This window comes from Pseudoalteromonas sp. R86517 (assembly GCF_042466295.1).
Lineage (GTDB): Bacteria > Pseudomonadota > Gammaproteobacteria > Enterobacterales > Alteromonadaceae > Pseudoalteromonas > Pseudoalteromonas atlantica.
The window spans coordinates 557,505-575,363 of sequence record NZ_JAXHCB010000001.1 but is presented as its reverse complement, the minus strand read 5'-3'; the positions used below and the strand labels follow the sequence as shown (position 1 = coordinate 575,363).

The following is a 17,859-nucleotide window of genomic DNA, read 5'->3' as shown; positions in this document are numbered from 1 at the left end:
GCACTAGGCAATTTAAACGCTTGGCTTTTCACCTAATTTAGCAATGCCGCTTTCTAAAAATTGCACCACGGTATTACGCTTTTTACCAATTAATAAACTGCCATCAGCTAAAAACATAAAGTTTTGCCAATTACGTTTAAATACATCGAAGGTGGTTTCTATAACGTTATCGCGTGCCATACAAAAATAAACGGTGGTATTAGCCTGCCAATCTAAATGATCCAAAATGGCTTGTGGTAAGCTTTCGTCGCCATTTTCCCACGCATCTTCCCAATTTACTTCGTCGCTAAAGCTTTCTTCTTTACCGCACCAATCAGTTTTATCAAAAAAATCGGGGTGGTCGAACTCGCGGCTCACCATAGTGCTCCAAAGCACCGCAGCACGTTCGCTGGTCATTGGCTTAATACGCGCAGCGTCTTCTTCAGATACAGGGAGGTCTTTATGACGAAAAACCCAGGCTTTTTTGTGATCATCGAGCGAAATATAATTCATAGTGTTGGTGTATTCTTTGGCATAATAAAAAGCAAACGCAATTATACAAGAGATCAAAACATGACTACAGCAATAAAACCGCTTTCCCTCAAACCAGGGATATATCAACACTACAAAGGCCCACAATACAAAGTATTTTACGTAGCAACACACAGTGAAACCGACGAGCAACTAGTTATATACCAAGCCCTGTATGGCGAGTACGGCATGTGGGCACGCCCACTAAGTATGTTTTTAGAAACCGTTGAAAAAGATGGACACACTATTCCACGCTTTGCCTACCTTGGAGCTGCAGATTAACTATGGCATTATAATCACATACAACACTGATCAGACCAGGCAAAGGGAACCCGTGCAATTTAATTCTACCGACAACTACATCGCTAGCAGCTCGCTTAAACAGGCTGTAAATGCCGCTATTATGCTTGAAAAACCCTTATTAATTAAAGGTGAGCCAGGTACAGGTAAAACCATGCTGGCTGAAGAGCTTGCTAAAAGCTTAGATACCGAGCTTATTCAGTGGCACATTAAATCAACCACCAAAGCACAACAGGGCTTGTACGAATACGACGCGGTATCGCGCCTACGCGACAGCCAATTAGGCGATGAGCGCGTACATAATATTGGCAACTACATTGTTAAAGGTAAACTGTGGCAAGCGTTTAACTACGCTGAACTTAACGGCAAACGGCCAGTGCTTTTAATCGACGAAATAGACAAAGCCGACATCGAGTTCCCAAACGACTTACTGCTCGAACTTGATAAAATGGAGTTTCATGTTTACGAAACTAACGAGCGCATTGTAGCGAAAGAACGCCCTATTGTGATCATCACGTCAAACAACGAAAAAGAACTACCAGATGCCTTTTTACGCCGCTGCTTTTTTCACTATATTGATTTTCCAAGCAGCGAAGAAATGCAGCAAATCGTTGATGTGCACTACCCTAACGTTAAACAAGATTTAGTTCGCCAAGCACTCGAAGTATTTTTTAACTTACGTGAAGCCAACGGTCTTAAAAAGAAACCTTCCACCAGCGAATTACTGGATTGGTTAAAGCTTTTAATGGCAGAAGATATAGACGCTAAAACACTGCACGATAAAGCCCAAAAAGGCGGCTTAATGCCGATGTTTGGCGCACTGCTTAAAAATGAGCAAGACATAAGCCTCATCGAAAAACTTGCGTTTATGAGTCGTCGCTAACATGTTAGTACAGTTTTTTTTCACGCTGCGCAAATACCGCTTACCGGTAAGCCTGCGCGAGCTACTCGATTTAATAAACGCCTTAAAAAAAGGCGTTATATTTGCCGATGTAGATGGCTTTTACCATTTAGCCCGCACCATAATGGTAAAAGACGAAACCCATTTTGACAGGTTCGACAAAGCCTTCAGCGACTATTTTAGCGGTATTGCCGACCTTGATTTGCTTGAAAGTTTAAAACAACAGCACAACTTACCTAAAGATTGGTTGCGCAAAGAGTTTGAAAAACACCTAAGCGATGAAGAAAAAGCCCAGCTAAAAGCCATGGGCGGGCTCGACGAGCTAATGAAAACCCTAAAAGAGCGTTTACAAGAACAGCAAAAACGCCACGCAGGCGGTAATAAATGGGTGGGCACCGGCGGTACATCACCTTTTGGTGCATATGGCTATAACCCAGAAGGCGTGCGTATAGGGCAAGAGGGTAACCGTAATCGCCAAGCGGTAAAAGTGTGGGATAAGCGCGAATACCGCAATTTAGACTCTGATCGCGAAATTGGCTCTCGTACTATTAAACTCGCCCTTAAAAAATTACGTAAATTTGCCCGCACAGGCGCAAGTGACACCCTTGATTTAAACGAGACCATTCGCGCTACCGCCAAACAAGGCGGCATGCTGGATGTAAAAATGGCACCCGAGCGCCACAATGCCGTTAAAGTATTAATGCTGTTTGATATTGGCGGCTCAATGGATGACTACATTCATACCTGCGAAGAGCTATTTAGCGCAGCCCACAGCGAGTTTAAACATTTAGAGTTTTACTACTTTCATAACTGTTTATACGAGCACGTTTGGCAAGACAATGCGCGCCGCCACTCAAACATAATCGACACCATGACGCTGATTAATAAATTTACCAGCGACTACAAGGTCATATTTGTAGGTGATGCCACTATGGGCCCATACGAAATAGCCTACCCCGGCGGCTCAGTAGAGCACTACAATGAAGAGCCCGGCAGTGCATGGTTGCAACGTATAACAAACCACTTTGATAAAGTCGCCTGGCTCAACCCACAACCGGTTGAACACTGGCCGTACTATCAATCCATTGATTTTATTAAGCAGCTGATGGATAACAGAATGTACCCATTGAGTTTAGATGGAATAAGTAAGGCAATAAAAGAGCTGAGTTAGAATGTTAATTTACGAAGGCTCAAAACTAGTAGCGAATCCTCCAGGCGTGAACCTATAACTTTGTTGGGTGGCGCCTTTGGCTTAACCAACCTACCTTTGACGTAGGTCGGATAAGTGGCGAAGCCACGCCATCCGACGATAATGATGAATTAACTAGAAACAACCCGACTTACTGCGCTAAATATGAGCTGTTGAAATTTCAAGCAAGGAAAGGCTAAATAATGATACCTACCCTTATCCTATAAATTATTATTTGCACTCTTCTATATAAGGTTATAATATAAACATATAACCAAAAGGAATATGGTTATAACAAAAAAGCCTAAGCGATTATAAATCAACTTAGGCTTTCTTTAGGTATTGACCATTTGTAAATTGCTAATGCCATACCCTTTTGCGTGAGAACTAAAGGTTAGCATTAGCACGGTAAAATGGTCAATTAATTTAAACCATTTGACCGAGAGGTGCATCATGCAAATCACGATTAAAATTAGTGAGAAGTTTTTAGCTGATTTAGTAAGGTTAGTTACTTCAGTTTCTCCAATCTTGTTAATCATCAATAACTTTATGTGACAATTATTTAACTGATAAAAAGAAAGGATTCTTTTTATATTTCAACATTATACCTTGTAGCTCAACTGCGCTTTATTCATTTTAAAACATAATAAAAATCGTATTACAGTGTCAAAGCCCTACAATTCAGCTATATGATTCAATGTTTCAGGATGTCGCTGCACAAGCTTTAACAAGGTAATTGCTTGCCCATTCGGTGCACTACGCCCTTGCTCCCAGTTTTCGAGTGTTCTTGCTGATGTATGTAGAATGTTTGCAAATACACCGCGCGACATATTAAATGTTTCTCGAATATTTACTATTTCATCGGGTGAGATAGCAAGATCGTTAATATCATTTACTGCATGAGTACGTAACGTTAGCTTTCCTTGTGAATGCGCTTTAGCATCATCAAGTGCTGTCGTTAATTCTGAAAATAAATCACGTTTGCTCATTGCGCCATACCTCTAAGAATTCTTTTAATTGCTTTTTCTGATCTGCTGTTAAATCGGTTACTTCGTTTTTACTGTAAATAGTGAGTAGATAAAAACGTCTTTTGTCGTCCAAGTAATAATATATAACTCTTGAACCGCCACGCTTACCTTTTCCTTTGCTCGCAACTCGAACTTTACGTAAGCCGCCTGTTCCTTGAATCACATCGCCCTGTTTTGGGTTAACCATGAGGTCTGCTTGAAATAAACGATATTCGTCATCACTCAAGTACAGCTCTCGGTACTTTTCAAATATGCTTGATTCAACAAATAGGCTTTTCATACATAGAAGTATACGCAGATAGCGTACAAATTCAATTAAAGATTTTAAATGGGCGGCAGCTGGTATCTTTTGCTTTAGCTAAAGCACTTTACTCATAAACAAGCTATACGGATCTAGCTGATAATCACCGAACGGCTCGCACTCTTTAAAACCAAATTGAGTGTAAAGCTTTTGCGCAGGTAAAAATGCTTTTGCTGTTCCAGTTTCTAGGCTTAACTTTTTATACCCTCGCAGTGTTGCTTGCTCAATAATATGCGTGAGTAACTTAGCGGCTATGCCTTGGCGTAAATAGTTGCTTGAGGTGCGCATTGATTTAATTTCGCCATGCGTTGTATTTAGTGCTTTTAAAGCACCAACACCCGCTAAATTATTATCAATCCATAAGCTATAAAAAATTATATCGGGCTGAGTGAGTTTAGTTACATCCAGCGCATGTACGCTTTCAACAGGTGAGTGTTTTAGCATATCGTTATGATGCGCTTGTAGTAACTTTATAATGTGTGGGTTTGAAAGCTCGTCTGTTCTAATATCCATTTACACCCCATTTAACCCTTGAATTTAATGCTTTAGGGCTTTAATTAAAACCCTAAAGTAAATAGCTATTTTTAAGCTGCTAGCTTCCACACCACAAACGCAACAGCAAAACCAACCAAGTACACTAAGCCTAACCAGGTTAAGCTGCGCAATAGTACGCTGTGTTTAATGGCGGGCTCTGAGCGCACTAGGCTAAAGTTAAGCCATGCAAAAACGGGGGTAGTGACAAAAGCAAGTGTCATGGCAAAGGTAAGCATTGGCCCCAGGGCCGATTTAAAAAATAAAATAACGGCCATACCGGCAAAGGCCTGCAGTACTAACCAAATATTTAAACTGTGTTTAGATTGCTTAAAACCAAGTAATTTATGTGACTCGTTAAGTGTACGGGCGTAGCCATCAAGCACGGTGAGTGTAGTGCCAAACATACATAAAAAAGCAATGGCTGATACAAGTGGCCTTGCCCACTCGCCAATAGTCAGTGCGTACATATCAATAAGCTGTTTAGCAAAGGCAACACCGCCAAGCTCAATACTGCTGCTTTGCCCATATTGCACCAGCACACCTAAGCTAAAAAATACCAATGCTAAACAGGCTGTTAGCCAATAGCCTACGTTAAAATCGAATAAGCCTTGGCTTTTAGTAACCGTTTGCTGAGTTTGTTTTTCTTTGAGCCAAAGCGAACTAAGCGCTGATATTTCTATGGGTGCTGGCATCCAGCCCATTAACGCGACCATAAAGCTCAGCATAGCCAACTCGTAAGGTGATGGGCCAATATAGTCAGCAGGAGCCATTGGGCCGTTACTAAACGCGATAACCAGTGCAATAACAGTAGCTAACGTTAATAGCCCCATAATGCCTTTAGCAACGCTGTCGAGCGCTTTAAAGTGCCCAAGTAATAAAATAGCTAAACACACGGCCAATAATATCCAACACAGTAGCGTGACTTCTATCACTATTGGCAGTGCATAATGCAGCAAGCTTGCAGTCAGTAATAACACCCCTGCGGTATTAACTATGGCGGCCAATATATTTAAGCCAATAAAGCTATAAAAATAGACAGGGCCTTTATTTTTATAGCCTTCTACTAAACTGTTTTTGGTTGCTAGGGTGTATTCCATACCAAAGCGAAAAAACGGGTACTTTAATACGTTAACAACGAGAATTAGCCAAAACAGTTGCCATCCAAATAGCGCGCCAGCTTGAGTAGATGCAACTAAGTGAGAGCCGCCAATTGCTGCGGTTGCCATTAAGATACCAGGGCCTAGTGCGCCCAATCGAGATTTCCAAGAGGTGTGTGTTTGCTGCATTAATTTCTCAAATTATGTGTGTTATTCGCTCTGGTTATTAATTTTAATAATTAATAACACCGAAGGCTGCATAACTTACCTAAATTAAAGGCAATAAAAAAGAGCCGTAAGGCTCTTTTTTATAGTACTTTGGGACTAAATCTTATTTTAGTTCCATCTCTTGGATGATTTCGTGCGCTATTTCTGGCGTTGTGCTTACAGGCTTTTCGTGTAAATTTGCTTTTATTTGCCCTTTTCGATGTTTTAGTGCTGCATCGAGTTTTTTAGCTGCGCTTGCAATCGCCGGGTACATAACTTCGTTTTCCCCTTTTACCGATATACGCGCACCTTCGTAATTTGTGCTAATTTCTGCTTGGATTTTGTGATGCTCTTTAGACAATATAATGTCGAGTGCGATAAGTGATGGAAAGTGGCTCTCGATTTTTGAAAACTTTTCGTTGATATGCTCTCTAATAGAGTTAGTAACGTCTACATGGTGACCAGAAAGATTAATTTTCATAGGGTATCCTTTTATTTGTTACCTCATAAATAGTATTGGGGGCTATTTAGATTAACACAAGGAAAAAGCACTGATTTTTGAAATTAATTTGTTACTTAAACTGATTTAAATTATAAGTTGTGCAAAGTTTATGCAAAGCCCATAGGGTATGGGCTTTCAGACGTCTAGCCTTTAGCGTTTAGTCTGTGTACGAACAACAATAGTCAGCAAAATCACTCACTTTTACTTTAAAGCTAACATTGGCATCAACGTTAAATGATTCGCCCGCGATAAATGTTTTCCACTGCGTTTCGCCAGGTAATAAAATATCCCATTGGCCGCCTAACAGCTCCATGAGTTCTTTTTTGCTTGTATCAAATACAAATTCGCCTGGTTGCATAAAGCCTAGCGTTTTGGTTGTGCCATCGTTAAATACCACGGTACGGCTTGATACTTTACCGTCAAAATACACGTTCGCTTTTTTAATTACGCTTACATTTTCAAACTGAGACATCCTCACTCCTGTTGTATTATTTTATTTAATCGGCCACCACCTTGCCTGATAGGTCATAGCCTTGCAAGAAAAGCGCTGTGAAAATTACTCATCTGAAATTCAAGCTCAAAAGGCTTTAAGCCAAAAAAGTACTACGTATTACAAGCAGTGTGATTGAAGTATCTTAAGGCTACTACGCCACTTTATAACTCAGTCAGCAAACAAAAAAGCCCGCCCTGTTTTACACAGGGCGGGCTTTTAAATATTAAAGCTAACGGTTAAAACAACGCGTTTGCTTTATTTACAATGTTCTCTACTGTAAAGCCAAAGTACTCAAACAGCTCACCAGCAGGTGCCGACTCACCAAAGGTAGTCATACCTACTACTGCACCATTTAGGCCTACGTACTTGTACCAGTAATCAGCAATACCTGCTTCTACTGCTACGCGGCGTGTAACGGCTGCCGGTAGTACGCTTTCTTTGTACTGTGCGCTTTGCTCTTCAAATACATCAGTACATGGCATAGATACAACACGTACCTTTTTACCTTGGCTGCGTAGCTCTGTTGCAGAGTCTTGTGCTAGTTGCACCTCAGAACCTGTTGCAATAATAATTAGCTCTGGCTCGCCGTCACAGCTAAGGATGTAACCACCCTTTTTAACATCTGCTAATTGCTGAGCGTCACGCGCTTGTTGCTCAAGGCCTTGGCGAGTAAAGATAAGTGATGTAGGACCATCTTTACGCTCAATAGCTTGTTGCCATGCAATTGCCGACTCAACTTGGTCACACGGGCGCCAGTTGTATAAGTTTGGCGTTAAACGCATGCTAGCAATTTGCTCTACTGGTTGGTGAGTTGGACCGTCTTCACCTAGGCCGATTGAATCGTGCGTGTAAACAAAAATGCTTGGTTGCTTCATTAGTGCAGCCATACGTACCGCATTTTTTGCGTATTCAACAAACATTAAGAACGTTGCACCGTAAGGAATAAAGCCTTTATGAAGGGCAATACCATTCATAATTGCCGACATACCAAACTCACGTACACCGTAGTAAACGTAGTTACCGCTTGCATCGTCTGCAGTTAGCCCTTTAGAGCCATCCCAAATTGTTAAGTTTGAGCCAGCTAAATCGGCTGAGCCACCCATGAATTCTGGTAATAACGGGCCAAATGCATTTAATGCATTTTGCGACGCTTTACGAGATGCAGGATTTGCAGGGTTTGCTTGTAGTTGCTCTATGTATGCTTGAGATTTTTCAGCCCAATCGCCTGGAAGTTCGTTGTTAATACGGCGCTTATATTCAGCTGCAAGCTCTGGGTATGCTTTTGCGTATGCTGCAAATTTTTCGTCCCAGCTAGATTCAAGCTGTTGACCTTTTTCTTTGCTATCCCACTGTGCGTAAATATCATCAGGGATTTCAAATGCACCGCCAGACCAGCCTAAAAATTCGCGAGACGCTGTAATTTCGTCATCACCTAATGGCGCGCCGTGACAATCGTGGCTACCAGATTTATTAGGTGAACCGTAACCAATCACTGTTTTACAACAAATTAGTGATGGTTTGTCGGTAACACTTTGAGCCTCTGCTATTGCAGCACTAACAGCATCGCTGTCGTGGCCATCAACGTCACTTATTACATGCCAGCCGTACGCTTTAAATCGTGCTGGTGTATCGTCGCTAAACCAACCTTCAACTTCACCATCGATTGAAATACCGTTGTCATCCCAAAAAGCCACTAACTTGCCAAGGCCTAATGTGCCAGCAAGTGAACATGCTTCATGAGAAATACCTTCCATTAAACAACCGTCACCCATAAATGCATATGTGTAGTGATCAACAATGTCGTGGCCTTCACGGTTAAATTGTGCAGCAAGCGCTTTTTCAGCAATCGCCATACCTACCGCATTTGTGATCCCCTGACCTAGTGGGCCCGTAGTAGTTTCAATTCCTGGTGCATAACCGTACTCAGGGTGGCCTGGCGTTTTAGAATGCATTTGACGGAAGTTTTTAATTTCATCAAGTGGTAAGTCGTAACCAGTTAGGTGCAATAGAGAATAGATAAGCATTGAACCGTGGCCGTTTGAAAGAATAAATCTGTCACGGTCAGCCCACTCTGGATTAGTTGGATTATGCTTTAGATAATCGCGCCATAATACTTCTGCGATATCGGCCATGCCCATTGGGGCTCCAGGGTGGCCAGATTTGGCCTTTTGTACTGCGTCCATTGACAAGACGCGAATAGCATTTGCAAGTTCTTTGCGAGATGGCATGAATTCTCCTACCTTTATGTGTATTTGCGCGGGTACTTATGTGTTCGTTAATACCCTTAAGTAACTTAAGAGCTGTTATAGCAACCATTCTTACTTAATGTGGGTGCAGTGTGCAATTAAAAACCCCATAAAAATGGGCTATTATGAATATTTTTTAAGACCAAAAAGTTATTACTCATTTTATTTAGACGTCTAGGCGTAAAAACACTATGCAAGGTGTTTTGTTTTAGATAAAATACGCCCCTTAATTTTTTAGCGCTAATACCGACGTTTGTGAAGCGCAATATTTGTGAGCAGAAATACAATGGCAAAACATTTATTTACTTCTGAATCTGTTTCTGAAGGTCATCCGGATAAAATCGCCGATCAAATCTCTGATGCGGTACTTGATGCTATCCTAGAGCAAGACTCTCATGCCCGTGTTGCGTGCGAAACTTACGTAAAAACCGGTATGGTTATGGTTGGTGGTGAAATTACCACTAGCGCATGGGTTGATATTGAAGAAATTACACGTAAAACAGTACGTGAAATTGGCTACACGCATTCAGACATGGGTTTCGATGCAGACTCGTGTGCAATTTTAAACACTATTGGTAAGCAGTCTCCTGATATTAACCAAGGTGTTGACCGTACTAGCCCAGAAGAACAAGGTGCTGGCGACCAAGGCTTAATGTTTGGTTATGCATGTAACGAAACAGAAGTACTAATGCCTGCGCCAATTACTTACTCACACCGTTTAGTACAGCGCCAAGCGCAAGTACGTAAAAGCGGCGAGCTTAACTGGTTACGCCCAGATGCAAAATCTCAAGTAACTTTTGCATACGAAAACGGCAAGCCTGTAGGTATTGATGCAGTTGTACTTTCTACTCAGCACGCTGAAGAAATTTCGCAAAATGACTTAGTAGAAGCCGTGATGGAAACCATCATAAAGCCGGTACTTCCTGCAGAGCTTATTACAAGCGCGACTAAATTTTTCATTAACCCAACGGGTCGTTTTGTAATTGGCGGACCTATGGGCGACTGTGGTTTAACGGGTCGTAAAATCATCGTAGATACATACGGTGGTATGGCACGTCACGGTGGTGGTGCTTTCTCAGGTAAAGATCCATCAAAAGTTGACCGCTCAGCTGCATACGCTGCACGTTACGTTGCTAAAAACGTAGTTGCGGCTGGCCTTGCTGATAAATGTGAATTACAAGTATCTTACGCAATTGGTGTAGCCGAGCCTACCTCTATCAGCGTTGAAACCTTTGGTACAAGCAAGCTTGAAGAAGGTCGTTTAATTGAGCTTATTCGTGAGCACTTTGACCTACGCCCTTACGGCTTAATTCAAATGCTTGATTTAGAGCGCCCAATTTACCAACCAACAGCGGCATACGGTCACTTTGGTCGTGACGAATTCCCATGGGAACGTACAGATAAAGCAGACGCACTTCGCGCAGCTGCTGGCCTATAAGCCAAAATGCATTAAATAATAAACGGCCCTTTTAAGGGCCGTTTTTATATCTAAAGCAAAGGCTAATTATGCGCTTTATATCAATTGCATTAATTTAGTTGTTTATCATAGCACCCAGTAAATAGTGCAATAACAAAGGAATTTACGGCGTACAGTTATTTTATATAAATAATTTTAACGCAGTCAGTGCGCTATTTAATACGCTAAACTAATCGTGTTTTGAATTAAATTGGTATTAACTAGCCCTCGAATTTCGTACGGTTTTAGGTATATACTCTTTGCATAATAAAAGCTTAAGGGATAAGTAAATGGCCAATAATTTTCGCGTTATGTTTGTAGGGCTCGCCGAGGGCACTGAGGCTAAAACGGCCTGCGTAAATTTAGCAAGTAAGCTAAAAACGTCTGAAGATAAAGTAACTCAGTTTTTTAATGGCAAAGCACTCTTTGCACCTAGCAATAAAGACAAAGCCTTAAAGCAGGCCAAATTACTGGCAAGCCTAGGCATTAAAAGCAAGTTACAAGCCACAGGTGAGCTGCCCACTCAAAGCCCTAGCGCAGCTAGTCAGCGTGATGAACGGATTTTTGATGCCCTTGATTACATAACGAGCAGCTTGATCCGCCTAGAAGAAAAACTAGAAGAGCTAGAACAAAGGCTTCCAACCAATGAGCTAAAAAGCCCTACAGACGAAAGTGATGAGTGGCAAGAAGATGATCTTATGCTTGACGAGCAGCTCGATGAACCCGTTAAAACGCGTAGCAATACTTTGTTATATTCACTGATTGCCACTGCCGTTTTACTACTTATTGTGCTTGCTGTTTACTTAGCTTTTCCTGATTTAGTGTCTATTTAATCAAAGGTGCGTAATTACAATGAGCAATAAACGTACACACATACGCCAATCTATTCGCCAATTACGCAATAATCTATCAAAAAAACAGCAAGAAAAAGCCGCGGCACAGTTAAAGTTGAATTTTACTCAACAGCTAAATAGCGATAAAACAGCCTCAAAAAAACATATAGCCATTTACTTTAGTAACGATGGAGAATTAGATACCTCATTGTTAATTAATGAGTTATGGGAAAAAGGCCACACCCTTTACTTACCCGTTATACACCCATTTAATGGGGCTACTTTGCTGTTTCAACGCTATGAAAAAAACTCACCCATGAGGGCAAATCGCTATGGTATCTTGGAGCCTAAGCTGAACTGCTCTCAAATATGCCCATTAACTGATTTAGATTACTTACTGATGCCACTTGTAGCATTTGATAATCAAGGTAATCGATTAGGAATGGGGGGTGGATTTTACGATAAAACACTGGCGCAATTACACGCTTACAATTGGCAAAAACCGCAACTTATAGGCTTAGCACATAGCTGCCAAAAAGTAGATGCACTGCCAATTGAATCGTGGGATGTTCCACTTAAAACCATTATTACTCCCGATAAAATTTATCACTGGTAATAAACACCCACTACACATTTGAAATATGAGCATAACAATGACGCAAGACGAATTAAAAAAAGCAGCTGCGTGGGCTGCACTCGAGTTTGTAAAAGAAAACACCATTGTTGGTGTGGGGACAGGCTCTACCGTAAATCATTTTATTGATGCCCTAGGCACAGTAAAAGACACCATAACGGGTGCGGTATCTAGCTCTGAGGCTTCAACAGCGCGTTTACACGCGTTAGGTATTGAAGTGTTTGAGCTAAACGATTTAGATGCTCTTGATGTATACGTAGACGGCGCAGATGAAATTAATGCCCAAAACGAAATGATCAAAGGCGGCGGCGCAGCACTTACCCGCGAAAAAATAGTCGCAGCCGTTGCAAAACAATTTGTTTGTATTGTTGATGACACAAAATTAGTAGATACATTGGGCGATTTTCCGCTTCCGGTAGAAGTTATACCCATGGCACGCAGCTACGTAGCGCGTGAATTATTAAAACTTGGTGGCGACCCTGTGTACCGCCAAGGCGTAGTAACCGATAACGGTAACGTTATTTTAGATGTACACAATTTAAGTATTAGTAATGCCAAACAACTTGAAACACAAATTAATTCAATTGTTGGCGTAGTTACCAACGGCCTATTTGCGATGCGCGGCGCTGATAAAGTGATTATCGGCACTAAAAATGGGCCACAAATTAAATAGGATGAGGTTATGAGTAAGGTATCGTTAGCAAAAGACAAAATTAAAATTCTCTTGCTTGAAGGTGTTCACCAAAGCGCAGTAGAAACGCTTAAACGTAATGGTTACAGCAACATCGACTACGTAAAAACATCGCTACCTGAGGACGAACTTAAAGAGCGTATTAAAGATGTGCACTTTGTAGGGCTTCGTTCTCGTACTCATATTAACCAAGCAGTTTTAGACTCAGCTGAAAAGCTAGTAGCCATTGGTTGTTTTTGTATTGGTACTAACCAAGTTGACTTAAACTCAGCTCGCGAGCGCGGTATTGCGGTATTTAATGCACCGTTTTCAAACACTCGTTCAGTAGCTGAGCTTGTACTTGGCGAAATACTATTACTATTACGTGGTATTCCAGAGCGTAATGCAGCAGCGCACCGTGGCGGCTGGTTAAAAACAGCAACCGGCTCGTTTGAAGCGCGCGGTAAAACGCTCGGGATTATTGGTTACGGCCACATAGGTACACAGCTTGGTATTATGGCTGAAAACATAGGTATGAACGTAGAGTATTACGACATTGAAGATAAGCTCTCTTTAGGTAATGCAACACAAATTCATAACCTAACACAGCTTTTACAGCGCGCTGATATTATTAGTTTACACGTACCAGAAACACCGCAAACTAAAAACCTAATTGGCACAGCAGAACTTGCCGTAATGAAGCAAGGGTCAATACTAATTAACGCTTCACGCGGTACTGTAGTGGATATTGATGCACTTGCCGAAGCACTTAGCGAGAAAAAGCTAAGCGGCGCAGCTATTGATGTATTCCCCGTTGAGCCAAAATCTAACGAAGAAGAATTTGTATCGCCACTGCGTGAATTCGACAACGTTATTTTAACGCCGCACATTGGTGGCTCTACCCAAGAAGCGCAAGAAAACATTGGTATTGAAGTAGCCGGTAAATTAGCTAAATACTCAGATAATGGCTCAACTATTACAGCGGTTAACTTCCCTGAGGTTTCGCTTCCAGAGCTTGCTAACCGTAGCCGCTTATTGCACGTACACCACAACCGCCCTGGCGTACTTACGCAGATTAACCAAGCGTTTGCCCAGCACGGTATTAACATTGCCGCTCAATACTTACAAACTGATGAATCAATTGGTTATGTAGTTATTGACGTAGATACCGATCAGTCAGAAGTTGCACTTAAAGAACTAAGTGCAGTAGAAGGTACAATTAGAGCGCGTATTCTTCACTAAAAGATGAAGTGTAAAAAATAATTAAATAAACACCGTGTTTAAAATAAATACGGTGTTTTTTATTTTAAAGCTAACTTAACTTTAGGCTCTCATTTCAACGCATTTACCTAGGTGCCCATTATAAACCTTGAGTAGCGCCTTGCTTAAACAGTTTCAAGTTTTCATAACCACTTATACTTTCACAGCTGATGCTATCCTCGCATTTACCTCCTTTAATACGACTCGATACGGCGGTTCGCATACTAGGCATATTTTTTATATTAGTGATAAAATTACCCATTGTTTGCTTTTCTCTAACAACGGTTATACGCTCAATATCTTTATTTTCAGGCTCTCTTGGTAAATCAATGCCTAAAGCGGCAAGCTTTAGTTTTGCCCTTGGGTCTTTTATAGCCGCCTTTTTATAATGCTTAATTGCTTTTTCTTTATTGGATTGACCTAAAATTGCTGATTCATACACTTTAGCTAGTAAAAAATTTGCCCTCACATAGCCCTTATTTGCTGCCAGTTCTAGCTTTTCTTTTGCTTCTAAAGCATCATCTTTTGTCGGGTTATTAGTTAGCATATATGCTGCAATATAATAATTTGCTTTTGGTAACTTTTTAGCGGCGTGTCGTAAGTTTGTAAAGCCAAGGCTTTTATTAACTTCACCACCTTGGCCTTCAATCATCATTATGCCAAGTTTAAACTGGCTATTAGGCAGCCCCCAACGAGCGGCTTCATAAAAGTACCTTCTTGCTTTTTTTAAATCTTGCTCTACACCATAACCATTATAATAAAAAGTGCCCAACATCTCTTGAGCAAGTGGGATCTGTTGACGTGAGTATCGCTTTAGTTTCTTAAACTCTTCCTTACATTTTTCTGAAGAGCATGACTCCACCTTGATATTGTGCTCAAAATTAGTTTTTGCTGATAAGGCAGGCGAAAGCGATAAGATTATTACTTGGGTAAGAATTAAAAATAAGCGCATAATTAGGTCCATTTCCGTATGTATAACTAATACACTAGCCAAACAGAGACTAAAAAACAAGCAGTTCAACCAATGAAAAAGCATTTAAAAACAGATTATTATATTGCATAAAAAAGCGTGAGGTATACCCACGCTCTAACAACTTTATTGTTTGCAGCCAACCATATAGGCAACTACAAAGCTAAAACGACTTTACTCGCCTTTAACTTCTAAGTTAACGAATTTAACTAGCTCTTCTGGCTGGCCAGCTAACATCATTATTTGCTGGTTTACTTCCATCATAGTTTTACCTTCAGGCAATTTTGCCGATATGCTTAATGAGTTTAAGCCTTTGGCAAAATCAGTCAGCGCCTGTGCAATTTCTTCAGTTACGGGAGCTTGCTGTAACTGTTGCTGTAGCGTCATTTGCATTTGCTCAAGCGTCATACCTTGTTTTTCAAGCTCGCTCACAAATAGCTCTTTTAATTTGCCTTGGTTATTAAGTACTAAATTAATATTTCGTGGCTCAAGCTTACTCATAGCTTGCATAACTAAGGTTTGCTGTTGTAACTCTTGCTCGTAAGTAAGCGGCGTGTCACCTGCTTCTTGCTGCGCTTTGCTTATAGCAAGGGATGCGTCCATTAATGCTTTAGAGTTAGCAAGTCCTACATCCATATTAAAACTAGCAATATCTTTTGCATCAAGCTTTAAAACTACGTCGCTGTCGCCAGATTGTTCATCGTAATCGAGCGATGAGCTTAAGTCGTAACTTGCAGAGGCAAGCATTTCGTTTGTATCTGCAGGTAGTTTTGCTACAAAGTCTTTATCGAACTGAAAGCTTTTTACTATAAACGATGTATGTGGCGATATTTTATCGGTTTTGTAACCGGTTACTTCAATACTTTGAATATGCGCTACGTTATCACCTTCAGGGCTAATTACTTCCATGTTAGTAATTTCAACACTTTTAGAAATAACACTTGCCGATAAACCCGCGTATTTAAATGTTGCACCGGTTTGATCGCTCACTAAAGCAAGCTGCTTGTCTACTTCGGTACGTACTTCTTGAGTTGCTACATAGTTTGCGTAGCTAACACCGCCTACGCCAGCTGCAACAATGGCTATGGCTATTACGAGTTTTTTCATGCTATTTCCTTATTCTGATCTGTATATAAATTGTGTTTGCTCAAGAGTAACATTGCACAGCAGCCGCTGTAAGCGTTAATTAATTAAACTCAGTAACTCGTGCACGGTTTTTACTGGCGTAATTTTAGCCCCTAATCCTTCCATCGATTTATGGTAATTACGAAACGGGATAAATATTTCAGTAAACCCATGCTGTGCCGCTTCTTTAACCCGTGGTACACCGCTGTCGATTGGGCGCACATCGCCGTTTAAACTAAGCTCTCCCATAATGCAGGTTGTACGCGGTACAACAAACTCGTTTAAGCTGCTTAAAAGCGCGGTTACTAACGCTAAATCAATACAGGTTTCGGTTTCATCGATTCGTAAGCCGCCCACAATATTAAAAAACGTATCGTGAAATATTTTAGTTTTGGTGTGTTTGCGTAAAATACCAGTGAGCATTTTTATTCGGTTCATGTTTAAACCCACGCACACACGCTGCGGAAATTCGGCTTCGGTTTCGGTGGTTAAACATTGAATTTCGAGCAATAAGTTACGGTTACCTTTTCGGATACACGTAATAGTAGAGCCTGGTGATTCAGTACTTGATCCCGATAAAAAAATCTCGCTGGGGTTATCAACACTTAGCATGCCGCGTTCGCACATTTTAAAAATGCCTACGGTATCAATATCACCAAAACGGTTTTTGTTAGCTCTAAGCGTACGTACCTGTCCATCATTCGTGTCAATATGCAATAAGGCATCCACTATATGCACTAATGTTTGCGGTCCTGCAATTTCGTTGTTTTTATTTACATGGGCAATAATAAACATAGTGACATCGTTTTGCTTACAATACTGAGTAAGCGCTTGCGCGGCACTTTTTACTTGCGAAGGCGAACCAGGGCTGCCATTTGCAGTATCGGTTACAACCGCCTGAATAGAGTCGATAACAGCAAACTTAATTTTATTTTTATCAAGTTCTTCAATAATGGTTTCTACGCTAGTTTCAGAAAGTAAATAAAGCTCATCGGCGTTATAGTTAAGCTTTAAGCGGTTTACACGGTTTTTAAACTGCGACAACGACTCCTCAGCAGTACAATAAAGTGATGGCATACGCTGCGACATTCTGGCTACTAAATCAGATAACAGCGTTGTTTTACCTGCCCCTGGGTCGCCCGATATAATATTAACCGAGCCCGTGGTTACGCCGCCGCTTAGTACACGGTCAAGCTCGCCTATTTCTGTTAGCTGCTTTTCGGCCTCGGTGGTGGCTACATCATCAATTTTTTTAGAGCCACCACCAATACCACCTGCATAACCACCAACCGTTGCTCGCGCAGCGGCTTTTTTACTTTGCCCTGCAGAGGGTTTAAATTCTGCCAACGTGTTCCACGCACCACAGCGACACTGACCTTGCCAACGTTGGTAGTTCATACCACACTCTGTACAAACAAATTCTACTTTTGCCGCCTTAGCCATTTATAACCTTACCTACTATTCTTTAATTTAAAATGCATACATTTAGTTGTTTATTTTATCATGGGGAGAACGACATAGCAGCGCTACATTGCTAAAGCCACTCTAGGATCTATATTAGAAACAAACACATGTAATTTTCTCTTTTACTTTAAGTTAGGGC

The 17,859-nt window shown here is 41.1% G+C and carries 19 protein-coding genes; 8 read left to right on the top strand and 11 right to left on the bottom strand.

Annotation, left to right across the window (positions count from 1 at the left end):
* Positions 1 to 12: 12 nt before the first annotated feature.
* Positions 13 to 492 (bottom strand): DUF2947 domain-containing protein, encoded by a 480-nt coding sequence (locus SJY38_RS02545; protein ID WP_286741801.1) that lies wholly within the window; start codon positions 490 to 492, stop codon positions 13 to 15.
* Between the two features lie 60 nt (positions 493 to 552).
* Between SJY38_RS02545 and SJY38_RS02540 the strand changes: the two genes are divergently transcribed.
* From SJY38_RS02540 to SJY38_RS02530, 3 genes are read left to right on the top strand one after another with little or no spacing between them, the layout of a single operon-like run.
* Positions 553 to 792 (top strand): DUF1653 domain-containing protein, encoded by a 240-nt coding sequence (locus tag SJY38_RS02540; protein WP_029774266.1) that lies wholly within the window; start codon positions 553 to 555, stop codon positions 790 to 792.
* Between the two features lie 52 nt (positions 793 to 844).
* On the top strand, positions 845 to 1,693 hold the full coding sequence (locus SJY38_RS02535) for a MoxR family ATPase (RefSeq protein WP_004586178.1): 849 nt from the start codon (positions 845 to 847) through the stop codon (positions 1,691 to 1,693).
* A gap of 1 nt (position 1,694) precedes the next feature.
* Positions 1,695 to 2,882: a VWA domain-containing protein gene (locus SJY38_RS02530; protein WP_286741800.1), complete on the top strand. Its 1,188-nt coding sequence runs from the start codon at positions 1,695 to 1,697 to the stop codon at positions 2,880 to 2,882.
* Positions 2,883 to 3,574: 692 nt separating this feature from the next.
* On the opposite strand, the gene SJY38_RS02525 is transcribed toward SJY38_RS02530, so the two are convergent.
* The 7 genes from SJY38_RS02525 to tkt form a co-directional block, all read right to left on the bottom strand.
* On the bottom strand, positions 3,575 to 3,889 hold the full coding sequence (locus SJY38_RS02525; protein WP_004586175.1) for a DNA-binding transcriptional regulator: 315 nt from the start codon (positions 3,887 to 3,889) through the stop codon (positions 3,575 to 3,577).
* Positions 3,876 to 4,208, bottom strand: a complete 333-nt coding sequence (locus SJY38_RS02520; RefSeq protein WP_054982728.1) for a type II toxin-antitoxin system RelE/ParE family toxin — start codon at positions 4,206 to 4,208, stop codon at positions 3,876 to 3,878. The genes SJY38_RS02525 and SJY38_RS02520 overlap by 14 nt, the downstream gene beginning before the upstream one ends.
* Before the next feature lie 78 nt (positions 4,209 to 4,286).
* The gene (locus SJY38_RS02515) at positions 4,287 to 4,742 is read right to left on the bottom strand and encodes a GNAT family N-acetyltransferase (protein ID WP_064385272.1); all 456 of its coding nucleotides are present in this window, start codon (positions 4,740 to 4,742) and stop codon (positions 4,287 to 4,289) included.
* 71 nt (positions 4,743 to 4,813) lie between these two features.
* Positions 4,814 to 6,049 carry an NRAMP family divalent metal transporter gene (locus SJY38_RS02510; RefSeq protein ID WP_064385273.1) on the bottom strand — a complete coding sequence of 412 codons (1,236 nt, stop codon included), beginning with the start codon at positions 6,047 to 6,049 and terminating at the stop codon, positions 4,814 to 4,816.
* A 142-nt stretch (positions 6,050 to 6,191) separates the two neighbouring features.
* Positions 6,192 to 6,548 carry a ribosome hibernation-promoting factor, HPF/YfiA family gene (hpf, locus tag SJY38_RS02505; protein ID WP_024033129.1) on the bottom strand — a complete coding sequence of 119 codons (357 nt, stop codon included), beginning with the start codon at positions 6,546 to 6,548 and terminating at the stop codon, positions 6,192 to 6,194.
* A 178-nt stretch (positions 6,549 to 6,726) separates the two neighbouring features.
* A complete protein-coding gene (locus SJY38_RS02500; protein WP_024033130.1) occupies positions 6,727 to 7,041 on the bottom strand; it encodes a pyrimidine/purine nucleoside phosphorylase in 315 nt (104 codons plus the stop codon).
* Between the two features lie 257 nt (positions 7,042 to 7,298).
* Positions 7,299 to 9,290, bottom strand: coding sequence for a transketolase (tkt, locus tag SJY38_RS02495; protein WP_029774273.1), 1,992 nt, complete (start codon positions 9,288 to 9,290; stop codon positions 7,299 to 7,301).
* Between the two features lie 304 nt (positions 9,291 to 9,594).
* Between tkt and metK the strand changes: the two genes are divergently transcribed.
* The 5 genes from metK (at position 9,595) to serA (ending at position 14,143) form a co-directional block, all read left to right on the top strand.
* Positions 9,595 to 10,746, top strand: a complete 1,152-nt coding sequence (gene metK, locus SJY38_RS02490; RefSeq protein ID WP_004586168.1) for a methionine adenosyltransferase — start codon at positions 9,595 to 9,597, stop codon at positions 10,744 to 10,746.
* Between the two features lie 308 nt (positions 10,747 to 11,054).
* A complete protein-coding gene (locus tag SJY38_RS02485; RefSeq protein WP_029774274.1) occupies positions 11,055 to 11,597 on the top strand; it encodes a hypothetical protein in 543 nt (180 codons plus the stop codon).
* A 19-nt stretch (positions 11,598 to 11,616) separates the two neighbouring features.
* Positions 11,617 to 12,213 carry a 5-formyltetrahydrofolate cyclo-ligase gene (locus SJY38_RS02480; protein ID WP_286741798.1) on the top strand — a complete coding sequence of 199 codons (597 nt, stop codon included), beginning with the start codon at positions 11,617 to 11,619 and terminating at the stop codon, positions 12,211 to 12,213.
* A 37-nt stretch (positions 12,214 to 12,250) separates the two neighbouring features.
* Complete coding sequence (rpiA, locus tag SJY38_RS02475; protein ID WP_286741797.1) at positions 12,251 to 12,904, top strand: ribose-5-phosphate isomerase RpiA; 654 nt, start codon at positions 12,251 to 12,253, stop codon at positions 12,902 to 12,904.
* 9 nt (positions 12,905 to 12,913) lie between these two features.
* Complete coding sequence (serA, locus tag SJY38_RS02470) at positions 12,914 to 14,143, top strand: phosphoglycerate dehydrogenase (protein WP_004586164.1); 1,230 nt, start codon at positions 12,914 to 12,916, stop codon at positions 14,141 to 14,143.
* A gap of 118 nt (positions 14,144 to 14,261) precedes the next feature.
* On the opposite strand, the gene SJY38_RS02465 is transcribed toward serA, so the two are convergent.
* From SJY38_RS02465 to radA, 3 genes are all read right to left on the bottom strand, one after another.
* Complete coding sequence (locus SJY38_RS02465; RefSeq protein WP_121637871.1) at positions 14,262 to 15,113, bottom strand: tetratricopeptide repeat protein; 852 nt, start codon at positions 15,111 to 15,113, stop codon at positions 14,262 to 14,264.
* 192 nt (positions 15,114 to 15,305) lie between these two features.
* Positions 15,306 to 16,238 carry a hypothetical protein gene (locus SJY38_RS02460; protein ID WP_286741796.1) on the bottom strand — a complete coding sequence of 311 codons (933 nt, stop codon included), beginning with the start codon at positions 16,236 to 16,238 and terminating at the stop codon, positions 15,306 to 15,308.
* Positions 16,239 to 16,313: 75 nt separating this feature from the next.
* Positions 16,314 to 17,699, bottom strand: a complete 1,386-nt coding sequence (radA, locus tag SJY38_RS02455; protein ID WP_004586161.1) for a DNA repair protein RadA — start codon at positions 17,697 to 17,699, stop codon at positions 16,314 to 16,316.
* Positions 17,700 to 17,859: the final 160 nt, after the last annotated feature.

What these genes read in the sequence shown, in the direction of transcription:
- SJY38_RS02515 (WP_064385272.1), bottom strand. Translation starts at nt 4,742, where the DNA reads ATGGATATTAGAACAGACGAGCTTTCAAACCCACACATTATAAAGTTA.
- SJY38_RS02465 (WP_121637871.1), bottom strand. Translation starts at nt 15,113, where the DNA reads ATGCGCTTATTTTTAATTCTTACCCAAGTAATAATCTTATCGCTTTCG.
- SJY38_RS02525 (WP_004586175.1), bottom strand. Translation starts at nt 3,889, where the DNA reads ATGAGCAAACGTGATTTATTTTCAGAATTAACGACAGCACTTGATGAT.
- SJY38_RS02500 (WP_024033130.1), bottom strand. Translation starts at nt 7,041, where the DNA reads ATGTCTCAGTTTGAAAATGTAAGCGTAATTAAAAAAGCGAACGTGTAT.
- SJY38_RS02510 (WP_064385273.1), bottom strand. Translation starts at nt 6,049, where the DNA reads ATGCAGCAAACACACACCTCTTGGAAATCTCGATTGGGCGCACTAGGC.
- metK (WP_004586168.1), top strand. Translation starts at nt 9,595, where the DNA reads ATGGCAAAACATTTATTTACTTCTGAATCTGTTTCTGAAGGTCATCCG.
- SJY38_RS02520 (WP_054982728.1), bottom strand. Translation starts at nt 4,208, where the DNA reads ATGAAAAGCCTATTTGTTGAATCAAGCATATTTGAAAAGTACCGAGAG.
- hpf (WP_024033129.1), bottom strand. Translation starts at nt 6,548, where the DNA reads ATGAAAATTAATCTTTCTGGTCACCATGTAGACGTTACTAACTCTATT.
- SJY38_RS02540 (WP_029774266.1), top strand. Translation starts at nt 553, where the DNA reads ATGACTACAGCAATAAAACCGCTTTCCCTCAAACCAGGGATATATCAA.
- serA (WP_004586164.1), top strand. Translation starts at nt 12,914, where the DNA reads ATGAGTAAGGTATCGTTAGCAAAAGACAAAATTAAAATTCTCTTGCTT.
- SJY38_RS02480 (WP_286741798.1), top strand. Translation starts at nt 11,617, where the DNA reads ATGAGCAATAAACGTACACACATACGCCAATCTATTCGCCAATTACGC.
- rpiA (WP_286741797.1), top strand. Translation starts at nt 12,251, where the DNA reads ATGACGCAAGACGAATTAAAAAAAGCAGCTGCGTGGGCTGCACTCGAG.
- tkt (WP_029774273.1), bottom strand. Translation starts at nt 9,290, where the DNA reads ATGCCATCTCGCAAAGAACTTGCAAATGCTATTCGCGTCTTGTCAATG.
- SJY38_RS02530 (WP_286741800.1), top strand. Translation starts at nt 1,695, where the DNA reads ATGTTAGTACAGTTTTTTTTCACGCTGCGCAAATACCGCTTACCGGTA.
- radA (WP_004586161.1), bottom strand. Translation starts at nt 17,699, where the DNA reads ATGGCTAAGGCGGCAAAAGTAGAATTTGTTTGTACAGAGTGTGGTATG.
- SJY38_RS02460 (WP_286741796.1), bottom strand. Translation starts at nt 16,238, where the DNA reads ATGAAAAAACTCGTAATAGCCATAGCCATTGTTGCAGCTGGCGTAGGC.
- SJY38_RS02545 (WP_286741801.1), bottom strand. Translation starts at nt 492, where the DNA reads ATGAATTATATTTCGCTCGATGATCACAAAAAAGCCTGGGTTTTTCGT.
- SJY38_RS02485 (WP_029774274.1), top strand. Translation starts at nt 11,055, where the DNA reads ATGGCCAATAATTTTCGCGTTATGTTTGTAGGGCTCGCCGAGGGCACT.